The organism is Synergistaceae bacterium (assembly GCA_031267575.1).
Lineage (GTDB): Bacteria > Synergistota > Synergistia > Synergistales > Aminobacteriaceae > JAIRYN01.
This window is the reverse complement of sequence record JAIRYN010000006.1, coordinates 1-18,473: the sequence shown is the minus strand read 5'-3', so window position 1 is coordinate 18,473 and position 18,473 is coordinate 1. Positions and strand designations below refer to the sequence as shown.

The 18,473-nt window shown below is 54.4% G+C and carries 9 protein-coding genes; 4 read left to right on the top strand and 5 right to left on the bottom strand.

Annotation, left to right across the window (positions count from 1 at the left end; genetic code table 11):
* Nucleotides 1-918 precede the first annotated feature (918 nt).
* Complete coding sequence (gene gap / locus LBJ36_00735; protein MDR1377568.1) at nucleotides 919-1,929, top strand: type I glyceraldehyde-3-phosphate dehydrogenase; 1,011 nt, start codon at nucleotides 919-921, stop codon at nucleotides 1,927-1,929.
* Between the two features lie 418 nt (nucleotides 1,930-2,347).
* Here the strand turns inward: gap and LBJ36_00730 are convergent, their stop codons facing one another.
* Nucleotides 2,348-4,588 (bottom strand): response regulator, encoded by a 2,241-nt coding sequence (locus LBJ36_00730; GenBank protein MDR1377567.1) that lies wholly within the window; start codon nucleotides 4,586-4,588, stop codon nucleotides 2,348-2,350.
* Between the two features lie 385 nt (nucleotides 4,589-4,973).
* Here LBJ36_00730 and LBJ36_00725 point away from each other — a divergent pair, with 385 nt between their 5' ends.
* Nucleotides 4,974-6,317: an MATE family efflux transporter gene (locus LBJ36_00725; protein MDR1377566.1), complete on the top strand. Its 1,344-nt coding sequence runs from the start codon at nucleotides 4,974-4,976 to the stop codon at nucleotides 6,315-6,317.
* A gap of 52 nt (nucleotides 6,318-6,369) precedes the next feature.
* The gene (locus LBJ36_00720) at nucleotides 6,370-8,532 is read left to right on the top strand and encodes a CDC48 family AAA ATPase (GenBank protein MDR1377565.1); all 2,163 of its coding nucleotides are present in this window, start codon (nucleotides 6,370-6,372) and stop codon (nucleotides 8,530-8,532) included.
* Nucleotides 8,533-8,633: 101 nt separating this feature from the next.
* Here the strand turns inward: LBJ36_00720 and LBJ36_00715 are convergent, their stop codons facing one another.
* Complete coding sequence (locus LBJ36_00715; protein ID MDR1377564.1) at nucleotides 8,634-10,484, bottom strand: NFACT family protein; 1,851 nt, start codon at nucleotides 10,482-10,484, stop codon at nucleotides 8,634-8,636.
* Nucleotides 10,485-10,577: 93 nt separating this feature from the next.
* Between LBJ36_00715 and LBJ36_00710 the strand changes: the two genes are divergently transcribed.
* On the top strand, nucleotides 10,578-12,215 hold the full coding sequence (locus LBJ36_00710) for a mannose-1-phosphate guanylyltransferase/mannose-6-phosphate isomerase (GenBank protein MDR1377563.1): 1,638 nt from the start codon (nucleotides 10,578-10,580) through the stop codon (nucleotides 12,213-12,215).
* A gap of 90 nt (nucleotides 12,216-12,305) precedes the next feature.
* On the opposite strand, the gene LBJ36_00705 is transcribed toward LBJ36_00710, so the two are convergent.
* The 3 genes from LBJ36_00705 to LBJ36_00695 all read right to left on the bottom strand — a co-directional run bounded on the left by LBJ36_00705 (nucleotide 12,306) and on the right by LBJ36_00695 (nucleotide 18,293).
* A complete protein-coding gene (locus tag LBJ36_00705; GenBank protein MDR1377562.1) occupies nucleotides 12,306-16,160 on the bottom strand; it encodes a UvrD-helicase domain-containing protein in 3,855 nt (1,284 codons plus the stop codon).
* 60 nt (nucleotides 16,161-16,220) lie between these two features.
* A complete protein-coding gene (locus LBJ36_00700; protein ID MDR1377561.1) occupies nucleotides 16,221-17,183 on the bottom strand; it encodes a bifunctional 4-hydroxy-2-oxoglutarate aldolase/2-dehydro-3-deoxy-phosphogluconate aldolase in 963 nt (320 codons plus the stop codon).
* An 81-nt stretch (nucleotides 17,184-17,264) separates the two neighbouring features.
* Complete coding sequence (locus LBJ36_00695; protein MDR1377560.1) at nucleotides 17,265-18,293, bottom strand: sugar kinase; 1,029 nt, start codon at nucleotides 18,291-18,293, stop codon at nucleotides 17,265-17,267.
* Nucleotides 18,294-18,473: the final 180 nt, after the last annotated feature.

Genomic DNA, 18,473 nt, shown 5'->3' with positions numbered 1-18,473 from the left:
CGGAAATATTACATGCTACAAAAATTGAATATTTTGGCATGGCAAGACCTTTGATAAAGGAGCCTGATTTGATTAACCGGTTTAAGAAGGAAAGGGATAATTGATAATAAAAATGGATGAATGGCGCATGACAGACGAAACACTGCTCTCGTTTAAACCTGCGTTTTAATTTCTTAACTCTGGACGCTTTGTTTATATTGCTAAAAACCTGATGGTTAGAAATGGTAGCTGTTTCTTTAATACCTAAATTAGTACCTATTCCATCGGATGGCCCAACTTAATATTAAAATTATATATACTGACGATAACTTTGCCCATCAATCACGTATTACGATAAAGCGATTCTCATTCAACAGCTTCAGCTGTTGGATGAGAATCGCAACGTTGCCGTTGGCGGCGTTTGTTGTCTATTTGGTTTATTGCCATATGTCTATTTTCATGTTAAACTCCTTTTATGGCTTATCAACGTGAGATGCGGGGCGAAATACGACCGGGATATTAATGCGGCTGTAAATATTCTCAGAGTGGGGGCATCTACTTTTAAAGGAGAAGACGTAAGACCGGTTTCAGTCAGCTGTCTTTGTCGATCTTAGAATCCCACAACTCTAGTCGTGGGAGTATGTCAATGTCGTAGAGTTTTTTGGTGATCAATGAATTTGACCCACTACCCGATTATTTTCCTAGAATCGAGCGGGAAAGAGAAGCGGTTGTCACAAAATATCAGATTCAAAAGACATGTTCCTTTTGTTGATGTTTGGAATGAGCGAGAGTTGATGTTTGGAATGAGCGAGATTGGATCGAGATCGGATCTGGTCAGGATATAACGAGTGACAGCGCAAAGGTATAGTGCGATAATAGAGACAAGCAATTCTTCTAATTTTTAAGTCTTTATTTTTGACTCTAATGGAGGTGTTTTTTATGGTTACAAAGGTAGCAATCAATGGCTTGGGACGTATTGGGCGCATTGTTCTGCGCTCTTGGGTAGAACGGGGCGACAAAGACGTGGAGATCGTCGCCGTCAACGATCTGATCTCCCCGAAAGACATGGCCTACTACATCAAATACGACTCGACCCACGGTAAGGCTCCCTTCGAGGTGAAGGCCGAGGATGGCGCTCTGATATTGGGTGGCAAGAAGATTCCCATGTACGCGGAGAAAGACCCCGCGCTGTTGCCGTGGAAGGACCTGGGGGTCGACATCGTCATGGAGTGCACGGGGCGCTTCACCAAAAAAGACGACGCGCTGAAGCACGTCAACGCGGGGGCCAAGCACGTTATCATCAGCGCGCCCGCGGATAGCGCGGACAAGACCCTCGTTCTGGGAGTCAATGAAAAGGATTATGACCCGAAGGCCGATATCGTCGTTTCCAACGCGTCCTGCACGACCAACTCCTTGGCCGCCGTGACCAAGGTCATTCACGAGACCTTCGGAATCGAGAAACTGATGGCAACCACGATCCACGCCTACACAGCCACTCAGTTCCTGGTGGATACCCCTCAAAAGGGGGGCGGACGTAAGGGCCGCGCCGCGGGTGTTTCTCTGGTTCCGGCCACGACGGGGGCGGCCAAGGCGATGATTCCCTTGTTTCCCGACCTGAAGGGAAAGATGGATATGATCTCCGTGCGCGTCCCCACCGTCGACGGATCCCTCACGGACGCTAACTACCTATTGAAAAAGACCGTCACGGTGGAGGAACTCAACGCGGCCCTCAAAAAGGCGGCGGAGGGTCCCCTGAAGGGAATCGTCGAGTTCTGCGAGGACGAAATCGTGTCCGTGGACATCATCAGCAATCCCCATTCGGGCATTGTGGACTCTCTCTCCACGAAGGTGGTCGAGGGGAACTTGGTTAAGGTCATGGTGTGGTATGACAACGAGTTTGGTTACTCCAATCGCATGATCGACCTGGCGGCCTACATGGGCAAGCGGTAACGCTGATCTTGGAGCGTGTTCGAAGGACTCCTCCGAACACGCCCTGGATATCATGCAACCTCAAAAAGCCTATCTCTTATACAGGAACGATTATACAGGAACGAATGATATTGAAGCCTTGCTGATGGCGCGGGAGTCGTTATTCAGGCGTATTCGTTGCATGGTGTCAGACATGGTGTCAGACAATGAAGAAATATGGTGTCAGACAACGAAGAAATACCGGAACCAACGAAATTACGAGAAGTGACAGAAGTGACAGTTAGAAGGCGCTGAATACGCTATCCTTGTGAATGTGTTTGTCCCCGAAGCGTTTGCCGAGGCTGTCGTTTAGCGATATCGACCAAAAAATGTCTCAATCAATTCAATCAAGCAAGCAAGCAATCAAGCGCCTATGTCTATTGTTATGCTGCTTTTATATTTATCTCTCTCGTTTCTCCCGGCAGAGCCATTTTTGCATCGTCTCGTAAAGCTGGTTCAGCTCCACGGGCTTTGTGATGTAGTCGTTCATGCCGGCGGAAACCCCCTCTCTTTTATGCTCTGTCATGGCGTTGGCGGTGACCGCGATAATCGGTAGGGAATCCGCGTTGAAAAACTCCCTGATGACCATGGTCGCTTGAAGTCCGTCCATTACAGGCATTTGCATATCCATAAAAATCAAGTCCACGTGGTTACCTTGAACTGAATCCACCGCTTCTTGCCCGTTGTTGGCGAAGAGCACGGTTACCTTGCTGGGAGCGATCAACTCATGGAGGATCGTTTGATTAATGATGTTGTCCTCCACAATGAGAACCACTTTCCCCTCCAGTTCGAGGTTTTTGAAGTCCTCCTCCGTAGGGCTGTCCGCCTTGTTTTCCAGTTTATTCGCGTCCATCACAGGAAATTGGGCTGTCAGGGTGAAGGTGGCGCCTTTCCCCAGTTCGCTGATAAGGGACAGATCCCCACCCATCAGCTTCACGAGGCTCATGCTGATGGCGAGCCCCAGGCCGGTACCTCCAAACTTGCGGGTAATCGACGTGTCCGCTTGGGTGAAGGGTTTGAAAAGATTTTTTATGGATTCCGGGCCGATTCCTATACCGGTGTCGGATACATCGATCCTCACCAGCGCCCCTGCTTCATTTTCTTCGATCAAGCGACAACTCAAAGAGACACCGCCCACCTGGGTGAACTTGACCGCGTTGCTCAAGAGGTTGTTCAATACCTGTCCCAGGCGGAGTGGGTCTCCTTCCAGCGCCAATGGGACGCTAGGATCGCACTCGGAGGTGAGCAACAGCGATTTGGAGGACGCGTTGATTTGGTGTATCGCCGCGACATTGTCGAGAACCTCTCTGATATCGAAAGGGACCCTTTCCAGTTCCAATTTTCCCGCCTCGATTTTGGAGATATCCAAAATGTCGTTGATGACGCCTAAAAGCGAGCGTGTGGCCCCTTGAATCTTTTCCAGGTAATCGCGGTGTTTTTCCGACAAGTGAGGTTCTCGGAGAGCGAGATGGGCCATGCCGATGACGGCGTTGATCGGAGTCCTGATTTCATGACTCATATTCGCCAGAAACTCGCTTTTCAGTCTGCTGGCATTTTGAACTCCCAGGATCATCGACTGCAAGGTGTCGACGAGACGGTTCAGAGAGGCGTGTAGTATGCCCACTTCGTCCCTACGGGAAGTGGGTTCGAGTCGGGAATCGAACGCGCCTTCCGACACACGCTTTGCGTAACCGATCAGCGTGAGGAGATCGAAGAGAATCCCATCGGTGAATCGCGCGACTATCCAAGCAATAAGGGCGAGCGCGGTGACGCTGATGATGAAAACGGTAAACCCGGCTCGATAAGCCAAGTCGAGCACCTGGAATTTCAGCCCGCTTGATAAGATGATCCATCCACTGACGGGCTCGATTTTGGCGTACCCAATGTACGGTCGCCCACGCAGGGAATATTCCACCTTATCGCCCTCTTTTCCAACATCCTTGAGCTGGTCGTACAGATCGAGAAAACGCTCCGCTTCATTGCTCATCAAGAAGTCATTCCGGTGCGCCGAAAAAAAACCGCTGGGTGCCAACAAGGCGGTGAAGATCGCCTCCGACTCTTTGTAGGTCAGGATGTGGGGAAAAGTGTACAACACGACGACGGCCCCCACAATGACTCCATCGATGTTAATGGGACCCGTCATAGTAGCGTTCATCTGGTGCGTGGCTTTGTAGACGATGATGTTCTCTACGGTAAAGACCCCGCTCATGGCTTTTTCTACAGCCGGTGTGCTTACAAAGTTTTTCCCTGAAAAATGGGGGACGCTGGCGGCCACGCATCGGCCTTCTTTGTCGGTGATATAGATGCCGCGGAGATAGTCGTTGCCGTTCTCCAGGATGACCAACCATTTTTCCGCGTCGGCTACCGCGTTGACAAAGGGGCTGCTTGTGTCGAAAATCGCGAGGGTCAGGGCGTCCGTGGCAATGGTGCGGACGTTCCCTAAGAGGGACCGAAACAAGAGGTTCATGGACGTTCCGACTTGATCCGTTTTCGCTCTGGAGATGGTAAACGCCGTGTCCAGAACGGTAGATTTCATCAAACCGTATGTGTAAAGCGAAAGGATGCAAGTCAGAAGCAACATCCCCGCAAGAAATGGAACAATGAGTTTGAAACGTATGCTGTCTACTGGACGGAGCATCATTAAAGCACCTTTCCAGGTCGCAGTGCCTTTTCATGTTGGAGTGCCTTTCCAGACGGAATCTTTGTGGGCGCGAATGCTTGACAAATTGACAAAATAGCATCCTCCTTTTCATCGAAGGTTCAGGCGCCTGTCTTAATGCTCGATTATACTTTCTTTGCCCACTTTATTACTGCTTGAAAACCCCTATAATAGACGCGCGCAATATCTAGGCACAACGACGGACCGGGGGTGGCGCCGGCGCGAGAAAGAGCCGCGCGAAGCCAGCTTGGCCCATTAGTGGAGGACGATCCATGGACAGGAATTTGTTTTGAGCCCCTCGAATTCGGAACTTTCAAATTCGAGTTCTTCGCGTTCTTTAAGTTCTTCTTTAAAATCTTCTAGGAATGTGGGACCGCTGGCGGAGCGTTGGAGCGACAAGGCTCTGTTACAACTGATATGGCCGTTGATACTGGATCAACTGCTGGTGGTTTTGTTAGGGATTGTCGACACACTGATGGTGGGGGTGTTGGGCGAGGAGGCCGTGGGAGGTGTCTCCCTGGTGGACGCTATCAACATCATTCTGATCAACGTCTTTTCATCCTTCACCACTGGTGGTGCGGTGGTGTGCAGCCAATATCTGGGCCGCCGAGATGAAAAGAGCGCCTCTGAGGCGGCGAAACAACTCATTTATATTGTGGCGATCTTCTCGGAGTCCCTGATGGTCGTTATATTGGCGCTGCGTACCCCTCTTCTAAGGTTGGTGTACGGTCACATCGCTCCCGGAGTCATGAAAAACGCGGAGGTTTACCTGATGTTCTCGGCCGTGAGCTACCCCTTCATCGCCCTGCACACCTCCGGCTCGGCCCTGTTCCGTTGCATGGGCAACAGCCGAGTGGGCATGTACATCTCCTTTCTGGTCAACGTCCTCAATGTAGGCGGAAACGCGCTGTTTATCTACGGATTTGGTTGGGGTGTGGCGGGCGCGGCGTTCTCTACCCTCATCAGTCGCGGAGTGGCCGCCTTTCTGGTGTTGACGCTCCTTCACCGTTCCCAGGGGGCTATCGGGCTTGAGGGCTTTCTGCGTGTTCGGCTCCACGTTCCGACAATCCGCCGAATTTTACGGGTAGGTATTCCCAACGGTGTAGAGGGGGCCACGTTTCAGGTAGGGAAGCTCATCTTGGCTCGGCTCGTCTCCACCTTTGGCACAGCGGCTATCGCGGGTAACGCCATTGCCAACATCATCCTCACTATCGGGAACATGCCAGGACTGGCCATCGCCATGGCCTTGCTAACGGTGGTCGGGCAGTGTGTCGGAGCCAATGACGGCGAAAGCGCACGACGTTATACCGTCAGATTGCTAGGGTTCAACTACCTGATCATGGGAGCTTTGAACGCCCTGATGATTTTGCTGATGCCCAGCTTTTTCCAGATGTTCACTCTTTCCTCCGAGAGCATCGATATCGCCTATACTTGTGGGCTCATTTTCTGCGTCGCTGCCGCTCTCATCTGGACACCGGCCTACTGTTTACCCTTCGCTCTCCGGGCCGCCGGTGACGCCAAGTTCACGATGGCTGTTTCGGGCGTGGCCATGTGGGTGGTCCGTGTGGGTTTTGCCTACGTCCTGGCTTGGAGTTTCGGTGTGGGGGTAGTGTGCGTCTGGATTTCGATGGTGTGTGAATGGATTTTGCGGTCGAGCTGTTTTGTCTTCCGCTGGAAAAGTGGCAAGTGGCGGGAGCACAAATTGATTTAAAAAACGTGGCCTCACGATAGTAGCAGAGGACACGAAGGAGGCTTTATTTGACATGTTCAAAGTAAAAGAGGCCCACCCCGGAGACGCCCACAAGAGCGTTGCCCGGATAGACCCAAGCGATATGGCGGTGCTGGGAATCTCCGAGGGACAGATTGTGGAGATCGAGGGAAAAAAGACCACAGTCGCCCGCGTCCGAGCCTGCGAAGCGGAGGATTGCGGCAAACGTATCCTTCAGATCGACGGGTTGCTTCGGGAAAACGCCGCCGTTCTTCTGGACGACGTGGTTAGCGTGAGACGCGCCTCTCACCACTTCGCCGGTAGTGTCACTATTCAACCCTTGACCGCCGTAGCCTTAACCGACAAGGAGCGAGACGCGCCCTATATTCTTTCTTTACTGGAAGGACTGCCTTTGCGGGCAGGCGACCGAGTTCACTTGAACCTTTTCGGAACACGGCCCTGTGATTTCCGCGTGACGGAGACGACCCCTGATGGGGCGGTAGTGGTCAGCAAGGTGACGTACCTGAACATCTTGAAGACGCCGAAGATCACCCAGGCCCGAAAAATTTCCTACGAGGACATCGGGGGATTGGGGACCCAGATCCGCCATATCCGCGAAATGATCGAACTGCCTTTACGCTTTCCCCAGGTGTTCGAGCGCCTGGGGATCCAACCTCCAAAGGGAGTGTTGCTCTATGGTCCTCCGGGCACGGGCAAGACGGTGATTGCCCGCGCGGTGGCTAATGAAACCGACGCCTGGTTCACCCATATTTCGGGGCCGGAGATCATCGGCAAGTTCTACGGCGAAAGCGAGGAGCGGCTTCGCAACATCTTCGAGGAGGCTCAGTCCCGCTCGCCCTCCATCATTTTCATCGACGAAATCGACGCCATTGCTCCCAAGCGAGAGGATATGGGTGGAGAGAAGCAGGTGGAACGCCGGGTGGTGGCGCAGTTACTAGCTCTCATGGATGGACTGGAATCGCGGGGGCAGATCGTGGTGATCGGCGCGACCAACATTCCCAACTCCCTAGACCCGGCGTTACGTCGTCCGGGACGCTTCGACCGCGAGATCTCGATCCCCATCCCAGACCGCAAAGGACGTCACGAGATTTTGCGGATTCACACCCGAGGAATGCCTCTGGCGTCCGGAAGCGACGCGGACGCCGTGGATTTGAAGCGGGTGGCGGATCTCTCTCACGGTTTCGTGGGGGCAGATTTGGAGGCGCTGGCCAAAGAAGCGGCCATGGCCTGTGTGCGCGATATTCTTCCCTACATCGACCTGCAAACTCAAGAAATCCCCTACGAAAAAGTGTCGGACTTGGAAGTCAAGATGTCTCATTTCCTCGCCGCCCTGATGGAGATTGATCCCTCCGCCATCCGGGAGGTTTTCGTGGAGATCCCGGATGTGACCTGGCAAGACGTGGGGGGCCTGGACGATGTGAAAGAGGAGCTTCTGAACGCTGTTCACTGGCCTCTCCAACACCCGGAGCTTTTCGAGCGTTACGCCATTCAGCCGCCCAAGGGCATCATGCTCCACGGCCCTTCAGGCACGGGGAAGACGCTTTTGGTTAAAGCTCTAGCCAAGGAGAGCGGGGTCAACTTCATCTCGGTGAAGGGTCCCTCTCTAATGTCGAAGTATGTAGGTGAGTCAGAACGGGGGATACGAGAGGTTTTCAGGACGGCAAAGCAGGCCGCGCCCTCGATTCTCTATTTTGACGAGATCGAGTCTCTAGTGCCCGCCCGAGGGCGAGATACGGGGGACGGAGCGGCCTTCACGGAGCGGGTCATCGGGCAGTTTCTATCGGAGATGAGCGGCATCGAGGAACTGACTGGGGTTGTGGTTCTGGCGACCACCAGCCGTATCGACCTGGTGGATCCCGCGTTGTTGGTTGCCGGGCGTTTCGACTTGGTATTGGAGCTGCCCTTGCCCAACTTGGCCGCCCGGGAGAAGATTTTCAGCATCGAGCTGCGCAAAAAACCTCTCGCACCTGGCGTGAACGGCGTGAACGTGGAAGAACTGGCGCGTTTGACGGACGGCTTAAGCGGCGCGGATATTGCCTTCATCTGCCGTAAGGCCACGATGCTGGCTCTACGGGAGTGTTTTGCCGGAGGCGGCGGGGGATTGGTACCACAAACAGCCACTTCGGATGTCCAGTTTCTAGTGGAACGCAAACACTTTGACACCGCGCTGTTGGAGATAAAGCGAAGGACATACTGATTTCACGGATAGGATAATGGATAGGATAATGGACAGGATAATGGATAGAATAATGGATAGGATATTCTAACAACTCCCCGGCAAAGCCGGGAAGTTGTATTTCACCTTCGGTCTACGATTTCTTTCCAGTAATTCGGAGCAGCCCGGACCGTTCGGGGCTCGGTGTAGGTGACTAGCGCCATCGTGCCGGGCACAGAGCGGACGTGGCGGCGCTCCGTGTAATCGACCTGGACGGAGAGAGATGTTTTGCCTCGACTGTACGCCGCGGCCAATGACGCGGCGAAAAGAAGCGCCGTCGCCGGTCCATCTTCCGAGTTCCCGTTTTGAAAATCCGCGATCCAGGGGTCCATGACCCTCATGATGACATGAGCGCCGGGCAACTCGTGGGCGTGGAACCAAAGGTCGTTTCCGGCAGCCAGCTTGAAGGTGACAAACCGATTCCCCCGGGCGGATAACCCTACAAAAATCGCGCAGCCGTCAAAGTCGAAGCGCAGGTGAGGAGGAAGGTTTTTTTGAGCTTTTTTAGTGGGTTTGACGGACTTGGTAGATCTACTATCTTGATTGGTAGGTCTACTATTTTGAACAGAACGAAAGCGATGGTCGATGGCAGCGCGTCCCAAGACCGACACTTCCCCGATCCACTCCGTTACGTCTCGAACGGCTTCCTCCAGTTGAGTCAAGTCATCGATGGACTCGAGAAGGTCCCGCTGTTCTCGCAGTTCTTCGATACCGCTCCGCAAGGAGACGATCTCCTCCTGGATCTTTTGCGCCTTCTTCTGGTCGACCTTCGCCTTTTTATACTTTTTGAAATAGCGCTCAGCGTTGTGAACGGGCGACAAATTCGGGTCAAGTTGAATCTCCACTCGCGTCTCCGTCTGAAGTTCCGACGAGTCCGTGAAGTCCAGAGCCGGCAGCAAAATTTTCTCCGCGCGGGGAGGTATCGCGGTCAGATGGGAGAGCAACAACTCCCCCTTATGTCTCAAGACCTCCGCTCCAGCGTCGTGATCGAGCTGTCGCGTCAAACCATCCAAGTGACGCTCTCGCGACTTGGCCGCACGCTCGATGCGGGAGTCCAGATTGCGCAAAAGCCGCATGCGAGACGCCGCAAGCAAAGGAGTCAGGACTCCCTCCCGTGCGGCTACCAAAAAATTCTCCTCTCGAATATCCGCGCCGCAAACGTAGGGAAAACGCGTGAAGTACCCTTTAGAGGTCCGCAGACACAACAGGGGAAGAAGGTGAAGAAGAGTCTTCTCCAGAGAATCCGGCAAAGACGACGCGTTGTCGATTGGCTCCTCGTAAAGACGCCGCAGGGCCAAAAGCCATTGACTGGGAGGACGTTCTTCCCAGTGCGCTTGGATCATTCGGGTCAAAGGGCGGCCAATGCCCTTAATCCTCGACACTTCCTCGAACGTCAATGCCTCAACTTCCGAGGACAATGGTCCCTCGAAAACCGGCGGAGGAATGTACAGATGTCCCGGTAGAAGCGTTCGGCGAGGGTTCACATCAGGCGGCTCGTGGCGGGCCAGCTCCTCGATCCTGTGCTCCTCGTTCAGCAGAAGCAAGTTACCCATGGGCTCGGTAGCCTCTAAGATCAAAAAATATTTCACACCAAACCCCGCCGCGACCAGGCGTTCCACCTCCAGTTCCAGAACTCGGTCATGGTTTAGCTGTCGCGCGGAAAAGATCTGCCCTTTCACGAAGCGGCTCTTTAGAGCCTCCACAAGAGGTGTTCTAGCGGGCGCCCATTTTTTCAGCGCATCTATCGAAGACGCATCTGCTGGGCAGCATCCGACGCTCCCTGATCCCCAAGAAAATACGAACCATTCGCCCAAGGGGTCCAATACGCGCAATGCGATCCAGGATTCCCCCCCTTCGATTTTGGAAACACGCCAGGGAAAGCGCCGATTTAGCTCTATCGCCAGGCCGTGAATATATTCGGGGCCGAAAGACATGATCTTCACCTCCCTTACGAGTATAACAGACGCGGTTTTCTGAGCCGCGCCGGTGAGGTACAATAATTCAAAATTGAAAAGGAGTGATCGGCTTTGAGCACTCACAACACGAGGCCCAGCAAACAAAAAAAATCTAAAGACGTGACTGATGTCCCAGGAAGCCAACACTCCGTCAACCCTGTCCGTTCAGATCGGACAACAGATCAGGCAACAAAACAGGCAACAGATCAGGCAACAGAACAGGTGACAGATCAGGTGACAGAAATGCCCCTCAACGTTTATGGGCTCATTCTCGCGGGAGGCAGCGGTGTCCGCCTTTGGCCCAAGTCGAGAGAAGAGTTACCCAAACAATTCTTGTCTCTGCGGAAAGGCAACACCATGTTGCAGGAGACGGTAACCCGTATGTTGCACGTGTTGCCCAAAGAACGCCTTTACTCTGTAGCCGGTGGCAAGTGGAGGGCGTTGGTCTCTTACCAGGCGCGGGAGGCAGCTTTTGTCCCGGAGGATTTTCTCATCGCGGAACCGGCGGCGCGTAACACGGCGCCAGCTATATTATTGGGCTGCGAGGCTCTGAGAGAAAAAGGAATGACGGACAATGATGTGCTCATCGTCACGCCCAGCGATCACTTGGTAAAGGACATGAACGCTTTCACCCAGGCTTTGCGCAGAGCCATCGCCGCGGCTCAAGAGGGCTTTCTGACCACCTTGGGTATAGTTCCCACCCGGCCGGATACGGGGTATGGATATATTCAATGCCACATTCTCGGTTCCCAGGACTCCGATCTAGAGAAGCCCGAAGACCAAAATAAGCGAGAAACGCCGCCTGATCCCGCGTGTTTCGAGGTGGAACGCTTTATCGAAAAGCCCAGTCTAGAAATGGCGGAGCTCTATATCAAAGGAACCGAGGGGTCGAGATATTTCTGGAACGGGGGCATTTTTGTTTTTACTCCCCACACCCTCTATCGAGAGCTGAAACAAACGGCACCGGACCTTTATAACGCGGCTCGAAAAGGGTACAAGACTCTGACGGAGAACTTCGCGGCTTTACCATCGATTTCCTTCGACTACGCCGTGATGGAAAAAGCTCAGCGCGTGGCAATGGTGGAGCTGGACGCGGGGTGGTCCGACGTGGGTTCCTGGGATGCGCTTTATGAAGTGTTGGATAAAGATGGTCTCTATAACTCGAAGATCGGCGACGTCCTTTTGCAGGGAAGCGAACGGTGTTTGGTGGACTCCCGCTGCCGACTCACGGCCTTGGTGGACGTGGAAGACTTGATCGTCGTGGACTCCCCCGACGCTCTTTTTATCTCCAAGCGCGGGTCGTCTCAAAAAGTGCGCAACGTGGTGGAGGACCTGAAAAACCGAGTCCGCAAGGAGGCCGTCCAGGCTATAGAAAGCGCCCGGCCCTGGGGAGCTTACACGATTCTCTGCGAGGAGGAACGCTTCAAAATCAAGCGCCTCCTTATTTCCTCCGGTAAGCGCCTGAGTCTGCAATACCACCACCATCGCAGCGAGCACTGGGTGGTGGTTCAAGGTACGGCGCTGGTGACTATTGATGGGAAACAACAGTTCGTTCATGAAGGGGAAAGCGTGTTCATTCCCAAGAACGCTCACCATCGGCTGGAAAACCCCGGCAAGGTGGCTCTAGAGATCGTGGAGGTCCAAGGCGGAGAATACCTGGGCGAGGACGACATCGTGCGCCTGGAGGATGATTTTTCGCGAAACGAGTAAACAAGTAATTCAAGAAACCGAGTCGTTTTCAAAAGAATGACGACAGAATGACGACAGAATGACGATACAAGATACGGCGCGCGATCGCTTTCACTTTAGACATTTAGAACGCCAGGGACAGCGGCGGCAATGTTCTCGCCGGGGAACCCAGGGCCCCTGAGCTGCGACGCGCGCCGCCGTGATAACTTGATCTCCCATCGTCGCCCAGTCCCCTTCCTTGGAAAAATTTCGCGTATCCCCCAGGCGTCCGCCCTCCCGCAGAAAGATCAACCCCACATCCACCCCATCGAAAGGCAAACCCTGTCCCTCGGCCAAAAGCCGGATCGCCAAGGCGTAAAAGGCGAGCTGCGCGCGATACAGCTCCACCGGAGCGTTATTGGAAAGGGTGATTTTATAGTCCCTCACATGCCACTGTCCTCTCTCCTGCCAGAGAACATCTGTCGCCCCCACAAGGCGAACACCGGGAAAACCGCCTAAAAGCCCAGTCTTCCGTTCTTCCGACGCCGCTTCCAGCATCGGCAGGCGACCGGTGAGGAACGAGCCGGGTAGCCGCGTTAAACCTTCGGTCCGATTGCCGAGTTTCTCCAACAGGACGGAGAACGGGTTTTCGCGCCGCAACTCACCGGCTTCCTCGGCGGCGGCCAGAAGCCGCCCTTCGTCGGAGCAGGAAAAATTGAACAGCCATTTCCGCAAAGCCTCCTTGTTCCCGGTATTCCGCCACACGTCCCGTAAGGCGGTCGGAAGTCGGCGGGCTAGGGTCTCGTTGTCCAACCATTCCCCCAGGGTCTCCGTCCTCATGTCCCATCGTGCCAAGATCCAGTGAGCCAAGGACCCCAGCTTTGAGCCGCCCGTTTTGTCATCCAGGCCGTCTGGGATCTCCCACCGCAGATCTAGACCCTGTCGATGGCGCATCCGCCAGCCAAAAGGGCACCACTCGAAGAGGGCAAAAGAGGTAGCGGAGAGACGGGAAAGAGCTGTCTCCGCGTTGGGCAACGGAAGCGCCAAGCTCTGCGCCGCGTTCTTATTTACTTTTTCTATTTTTTCTACTTTATCTTTTTCCACTTTATCTACATCTACACGTATCTTATTCGGAAACGTCGGAAACGAAAGAAGAACCATAGATTGATTTTCTTCTTGATTTTCTTCCGCGAAGAGCAGAGGTGGCCCTTCGAGATCCCGCCAATCCTCGACCTGGTCTGATCGTTCCTCCGCCAACCAATCCAGCGTCCAAGAAAGCCAGCTATCGGCCTTGACGCTTCTATGGCCCTTGGAGTCCTCACTGAGGACGCCGCAGAGGATCAGGGCATCACGAGCCCGAGTTGCCGCCACGTAAAAAAGCCGCGTGCTCTCCTCCAGCTCGCTTTGGGCCGAAAGCGCTCGCTCCCATTTCAGAGAATACGCCTTGACTTCCTCCGCCGTCTCTCCTTTCTCTGTGCTTTCGCCCTGTTTCATCATATCTGGAATATCGGAAAACGCCACGCCCATCGTCTTCGAGGTATCCAACGTAACCGGAGAATTGGCGAGGATGCCGCGGTCCGTGCGCACAACGGCCACAACGGGAAACTCCAATCCCTTAGAGGCATGGACGGTCATGACATGAACGGCGTCGGCATTCTCGTCCAACCACTCTGGTTCCTCAATCGCTCTGTCTGCGCGCAGGGCCGTGTCTAACCATTGGGCGCAACCGGCTAAGCTCGGGGAAACCCCGCTTTCGTACTGTCGGGCGAGGGTTATCGCTCGGTTGACGTTGCCGACCACGCGAAGACGGCGGAAAGCGTCAAAGCAGGCCAACCAGCGCCTGTCCTCCAAAAGATGGGAGAGCACGGCGGAAGGCCCCCTTAGACTGCCGAGATGTCGCAGCCGCGCTACTCGTTCCACGGTATCGGGCAATCGTTCCTCCATCGCTTGCCTTAGAGAAAGACCGGAGGAGCAAGTTTGAAGACACCCTTGCACTTCCCGCTGGGATTCGCCGGAAAAGGGGGAGGCCAGCCAGCCAGCTAAGGCCGTCTCGTCCTCGGGAAAGGCCACGGTCCGCAGGGTGTTGACCACATCCAACACCTCGCCCCGCGAAAAGTAGCTCATGTTTTTTTCGAGAACGACGGGGATCCCTTCCTTCTCAAAAGCATCCTCCAGGAGTTCGTATTCTCCCCGGGTGGGGGTGAGGATGGCAAAGTCTTTCCAGCGCGCGGGGCGCAGGCAACATTGATCCTTGTCCCAGACTGTGCGGCCTTCCTCCACCCAGCGGGCGAAAGTCTGGGCAAGAGTCTCATTCAGACGTTCCCGCGCTTTGTCCTTCTGCCCCTTTCGGACGGAGAGAAGAAGGGTGAAGGGGGGAACTGTGGCGAGATCGCGCTGGGGAGACTCTGGAACGGAGAGAGGCGCGAACTTCAGGCTCTCCATGCGCTTCCCTACCCCGAGGCCGTCCCTCCAGATGTGAGCGAAAAGGGAGTTGATTCTCTCCATCAAGGCGACCCGGGTCCTGAAGCTGACATCCAAGGTCACATCGCTACCGGAGGCTCGACTTTGCAGCACGTAATCGGCGAAGAGCGTCAAATCGGCGTGTCGAAAACGGTATATCGCCTGCTTGGGGTCACCCACCAGGAAGAGCTTCGCGCCCTCTTTTTCACGCAAGGCGCGGATCATGGCGTCCTGCTGAGGATCTGTATCCTGAAATTCGTCGATTAGTACGTGTTTGAATCCCTTGGTCCGAGGGTCTTTGAAAATGGACTCTGCGGCGAAGCGGATCATGTCCGAAAAGGAAAGAAGACCTCTGCGTCGTTTCGTCTCGTCCCAAGCCCCCCAGGCAAAGGCGCAAAGACGCAGCAGACTCTCTCGTAAAAGCTGTTCTGGCCCAGAAAGAGGGGCGCCAAGAGGGAAATCCGAAAGAGACGAGCAAGAGGATTGCGCGTCCCTCCATTGGGAAGAGGTCTGCCCTAGACGTTCCCCGATGGCTTTGAAGAGCTTGGACCTATCTCCGCTCAGTCTAGAACAAAGTTCAAAGTAAAACGCCCTTTGAACGTCCACCTCAGGCTCCTCTGTTCGACTCAAAAGTTCGCCCCAGCTCTCCAGAAGCTCGGCAAGGGAAATCACCGGGCTGGGCCTTTTGGCCTCGGTTTTAGCCAAAGCCTTACTCCGGGCGTCGAAAATATCGCCGCCCAGCTCCGTGAAGATCGTCCGCCACAAACGCCAGGCCTCCGCCCATCGGGGTTGGAGCAACTCCAAAACCGCCTCGGAGGTTTTCCGAGTTTGAGCGTCTGGCGCGTTTCCCGCCTCTTCCGCTTCTTGAGCCCAGAGCAAAAGAGTTCTCCAGGAATGTCCTAAACTTCCGTGCAACTCTGTCGCCTTTTGCGCCAGGTTTCGCAACGTGAAAGCCCCCCATTTTTCCAGGGCGGCCAGAAGAGTTCTGTCGTGTTCCAGAAGGGCGGCTGTTTCGCGAAGAACGGCATCGCCAGACCCCCAAGGAACAAGAGGGACGAAATCCAAGTTCTCCAACGCGCTTTCTAACGCGCCCCAAAACACTTCCTCTTGAGGTGCGCCCGCCACGCCAGAGCGGGGATCGATATCCAGGGAAAGCCCGGATTCTCGGATCAATCGCGAGGCGAAGGAGTGGATGGTGGATATCCACGTCTCGTCGAATCCGTCCTTCACGGGTTGCCATCGGAGTCGTTCCTCCTTGGGGCGGCGGGCGATCAGATCAAAGACCCTGTTTTTGATGCGATCCTGCATTTCGCGGGCCGCCGCCTCGGTGAAGGTGAGGGTGAGGATGTTCTGGGGCAGGCTTTCCCGATCCGAAAACAAAAGACGAGCAAACCTGGCGGACAGCACCCAAGTTTTGCCCGTTCCCGCTCCAGCCCCCACGGTGATCAATTCATCGTCACAGGTTACGGCCCGTTCTTGCCCCGCGGGCGTACCCTCCGGTAAAATGTCGCTCAGGCCGTCGTTCAACGTGTCGCCTCGCCTTCCGTTTTTACTTTATTTTACTTTTTTTACTTTATTTACTTTATTTTATTTCTTGACTAGGTGAAACGCGAAGCCGCCAATTTCGATGTCCAAATAGACGGTGGTCACAGAACCATCGGTCCCGCGTTTTTCGGTTTCCGGCCGCGTAAGGATTCCTTTGCCGGCCAGATAAGCCAGAGCACGGTCCACATTCAAAGTCCCCACGGCCACGTGGCCGTTTTTCCCCAAACCAGGGGCTTTCATAAATTCGAACCCGATCCCCGCAAAATTGCTGCTGTTTCCCTTTTTCACGGCGAAACCGAAAAGCTCTTCCATTTTCTCCGCGTCTTTCAGCGCAGAGGCCTCGTCAGGTTCATTGAGGCCCAGGTGACGCAGTTCGAAGCCCAAAGCGGTTTTCACTGCCTCCTTGGACAAGCGCGTTATCTCGTCGTATTTTCCAGCCGCGATCAGCTCGGGTTTCACCATCCAGCTTCCTCCAACTGCCAGAACTTTGCCAAAGGAGAGGTAATCCACCATGTTTTTCACGTTCACCCCGCCGGTAGGAATATACTTCACGTTGACGTAGGGCCCGGCGAAAGCCTTCAGCATTTCGATTCCTCCCGACTGTTCGGCTGGGAAGAACTTCAGCACGGTCAAGCCCAGCTCCAGGCCCTGCTCGATCTGAGAAGGGCTATTGACGCCCGGCGTTATGGGGATCTCGCTGTCGACGCAATATTGCACCACCGTGGGATTGAAGCCCGGCGAAACGATGAACTTCGCCCCCGCCGCGACGGCCCGTTTGGCCTGGTCGATAGTCGTCACCGTGCCAGCCCCCACCAGAAGGTCGGGTAGCTCGGCGGAAAGTTTTCTGATGGACTCCTCCGCGGCGTCGGTCCTGAAGGTCACCTCGGCTACAGGAATGTCCCCCGCCAGTAACGCTTTTCCCAAGGGCACGGCCTGGTCGGGCGAGTCTAACTTGACCACGGGAACGATTCCTACCGCGGCGATTTTTTTCAACACGTCACTCATTTAGATGATCCCCCTTTTCGATTCGATGCACCGCTTGACTCCAGTTTTACTCCTTTTACTCCGATAAGTCACAGGAACGCTTTAACGCTGAACTCGTCCGGAGGCGTCGCCACCCATGAGGGTCAAGACGTCGTCCACGCCCACCCGGTTGAAATCGCCGTAGATCGTGTGTTTCAGCGCCGACGCCGCCGCAGCGAACTCCACCGCAGGTTGGAGACCATCCAGATTATTCAGTCCCCAGATCAGGCCGGACCCAAAGGAGTCCCCTCCTCCAATGCGGTCCACGATGTCGCGGATCTCGTACTTTTTGCTGACGTGGAAAGCGTCTTTGGAGGCCAGTACCACCGACCAATTGTTCCAATCCGCGCTGACCGACTCCCGAAGGCTCACCGCCAGGTATTTAACATTCCCGTAGGTAGCCATGACTTTTTTTGCCAGCCCCTCGTACTTGGAAACGTCCAATTTGCCCGTGGTCACGTCCACGTCCAGCTCGATACCCAGGCACTTCTGGCAGTCCTCTTCGTTAGCGATCAGGACGTCAATGTACCGGGCCATCTCGCTCATGACCTCCTGAGGGGTTTTACCCCACTTCCAGAGCTTTTTGCGGTAGTTCAGATCGCAGGAGACGGTCAGCCCTTTTTCCTTGGCGCGCTTCATGGCCTCGAAGACGACCTCGGCGGTCCCCTGAGCGATGGCGGGGGTGATTCCCGTCGTGTGGAACCACTTGGTCCCCTCGAAGATGGCGTCCCAGTCGAAATCTCCCGGCTTGACCTGAGCGATGGAGGCGTGAGCTCGGTCGTAAATCACCTTGGAGGGCCGCATAGCCGCGCCGGTCTCCGTAAAGTAGATCCCCAAGCGATCGCCAGAACGGCGAACGTGTTTTGTGCAGACGTTAAAACCGCGAAGTTCTTTGATCAAAGCGTCGCCTATGGGATTCTGAGGCGCTGCCGTGACGTAAGCCACATCTTCGCCGTAGTTCGCTAAAGACACCGCCACGTTGGCCTCTGCCCCTCCGAATGTCGCCACAAGACGAGGCGTCTGGAACAATACCTCCGCGTCAGGAGGCGTCAGCCTTAACATCGCCTCTCCAAAGGTTACGTATTTTGCCATAATATCCAATCCTCCTTTAAATCATAGTGAATTAAAGCAAAAAGCCTAAAGTTAGAATAGCGAAAATTAAAATAGTGAAAACCAGTTCTTTCAAGAGCTTTAAAACAACCTTTAAATCATAGTGAATTAAAGCAAAAAGCCTAAAGTTAGAATAGTGAAAATTAAAATAGTGAAAACCAG